The organism is Arthrobacter sp. Hiyo1, from assembly GCF_001263615.2.
GTDB lineage: Bacteria > Actinomycetota > Actinomycetes > Actinomycetales > Micrococcaceae > Arthrobacter.
In genome coordinates, this window is sequence record NZ_DF952500.1 from 1 (window position 1) to 2,428 (window position 2,428).

The 2,428-nt window shown below is 65.8% G+C and carries 2 pseudogenes; one reads left to right on the forward strand and one right to left on the reverse strand.

Annotation, left to right across the window (positions count from 1 at the left end):
* Positions 1-625 (reverse strand): annotated as a pseudogene (locus AHiyo1_RS23995) (hypothetical protein); the annotation flags it as partial.
* 422 nt (positions 626-1,047) lie between these two features.
* Between AHiyo1_RS23995 and AHiyo1_RS24000 the strand changes: the two are divergent.
* A pseudogene (locus tag AHiyo1_RS24000) lies at positions 1,048-2,428 on the forward strand (acetate--CoA ligase); the annotation flags it as partial.

A 2,428-nucleotide genomic window follows, 5' to 3' on the forward strand; every position in this document is an offset into this window, starting at 1 on the left:
CCGGTGCCGGGCTGGCAGGCTCCGGCTTGGGCTTGACCGGCTTCGGCACCGCAGGCTTGCGGGTTGGAACGGTCGATTCCCGGGCCACAACGTGAGCTGGCTGTTCTGCACGGTCCTGGAAATCGTCGCGGAGGAACGGCAAGTGGGGAGCCAGGACCGTCGCGGCCAGAAGACCTACTGAGCCGATAAGTCCGACGAGCACGAAGACGGTAAACGCGCCTGCTGCGGACAGGAAGAACAGGGTCAGGGCGAACGACGCCACGACGGAAGCGAACTGGTCGGTCGAAAGGGAACCGATCCTCACGATGTTCCCCGGCTGCAGGCGCCGGGCAACGAACAAGGCGGTAACGACGAGGGGAAGAACGATCCCGAGTGCCAGGAAGAAAAGGTTGTCGAGGTTCCACAAGTTATAGCGCCCGCCAAACATCGGCAGGAGGGACCCCACAAACATCACCAAGGTGGAGCCGAAAACGGTCAGGTCCCGGATAGTGAACGGACCCAGCACGGCCTGGTACTTCGGGGAGGTCACGCTGCCGGGCTCTGGCGCCCCGGATCCAGCTGCTGCTTCGGGGGCCGACCCGGGCGCGAGTGCACCGTATTTCGGACCTTGGCTCGTCTGGTTCATGTGCAAATCTCCTTAGTACGGCGGTGTTCCGGACGCCGCCGCCCAAGGCTGCACCCAGTAATTTCCGGGCCGGACCGGGCGGCAAGTTCTCGCGTCTCGAGACCTCTTCAGCCTATGCCACGCATCTGACAGTCCACTAGTTGGCATCGGCGCGGAGGCAGGCACGCCGCGCCGTAATATTCCCCGCCTTGGGAGCCAAGCGAAAGCCTTCAGCACCGTTCGGCGCGAATCACCGGCCGCTCACGGTCCGGATTGTGACCGCAGACACTTGTTGTCGGCTCAAAACGCTAAGGTGGGTTCCGGAAAAGCTCTTTGCGGAATCCCGTGAGGCGCCGCAGCCCAACGCCGTGCACGATTGGCGCGTGGGGCGGCCCCGACACGGGACAACCGCGCGGCAGAGATCGATGAATGATGAGGTTCACATGTCCCAGGACGCCAATGGATCGACGACCACCGCTGCACCCGGATCCGACGGGGCAGGCAACGGCGACGCCCTCGAAAACCTTCTCCACGAAAACCGGAAGTTCGCGCCCACCCCTGAGTTCGCGGCCAACGCGGTAGTCGGCGCCGAAGTCTATGCGGAAGCCAATGCGGACCGTCCCGCGTTCTGGGCGAAGCAAGCCCGGGAACTGCTGGACTGGGACACGGACTTCACCGAAGCCCTGGACTGGTCCAACCCGCCGTTCGCGAAGTGGTTCGTCGGCGGGCAAGTCAATGCCGCGTACAACGCCCTGGACCGGCACGTGGAGAACGGGCTCGGGGACCGGGTGGCCATCCATTTCGAGGGCGAACCGGGCGACACCCGCTCCTACACCTACGCGCAGCTGACCGACGAGGTGAAGAAGGCCGCCAACGCTTTCGAGTCGCTCGGTGTGGCCAAGGGTGACCGGGTGGCCGTGTACCTGCCCATGATTCCCGAGGCCGTGATCACGATGCTGGCCTGTGCCCGGATCGGGGCCGTGCACTCGGTGGTGTTCGGCGGGTTCTCCGCCGATGCCCTGCGCTCCCGGATCGATGACGCCGAGGCCAAGCTCGTGGTCACCGCCGACGGCACCTACCGGCGCGGGAAGCCCAGCCCGCTCAAGCCGGCCGTGGACCAGGCCCTGTCCAAAGAGGGACATTCGGTCCGGAACGTCGTGGTGGTCAAGCGCAACGGCCAGCCGGTGGACTGGCACGAGGGCCGGGACCAGTGGTGGGAGGACACGGTCGGCGTCGCCTCCGGTGAGCACACCGCCGTCGGGCATGACGCCGAACACCCGCTGTTCATCCTGTACACCTCCGGGACCACGGGCAAGCCCAAGGGCATCCTGCACACCACCGGCGGGTACCTCACCCAGACCGCGTACACGCACAAGGCGGTCTTCGACCTGCACCCGGACACGGACGTGTTCTGGTGCACCGCCGACGTCGGATGGGTCACCGGCCACTCGTACGTCGCCTACGCCCCGCTGGTCAACGGCGCCACCCAGGTCATGTACGAGGGCACCCCGGATTCCCCGCACCAGGGCCGCTGGTGGGAAATCGTGGAGAAGTACAAGGTCTCCATCCTGTACACCGCCCCGACGGCGATCCGGACGTTCATGAAGTGGGGCCGGGAGATCCCTGCCAAGTACGATCTGTCCTCGATCCGGGTCCTGGGCTCGGTGGGTGAGCCCATCAACCCGAGGCCTGGATGTGGTACCGGGACGTCATCGGCTCCAACGCCGGGAAGAACGGGGAAAAGAAGGAACACCCTGCCCCGATCGTGGACACCTGGTGGCAGACCGAGACCGGCGCGCAGATGATCGCGCCGCTTCCGGGGGT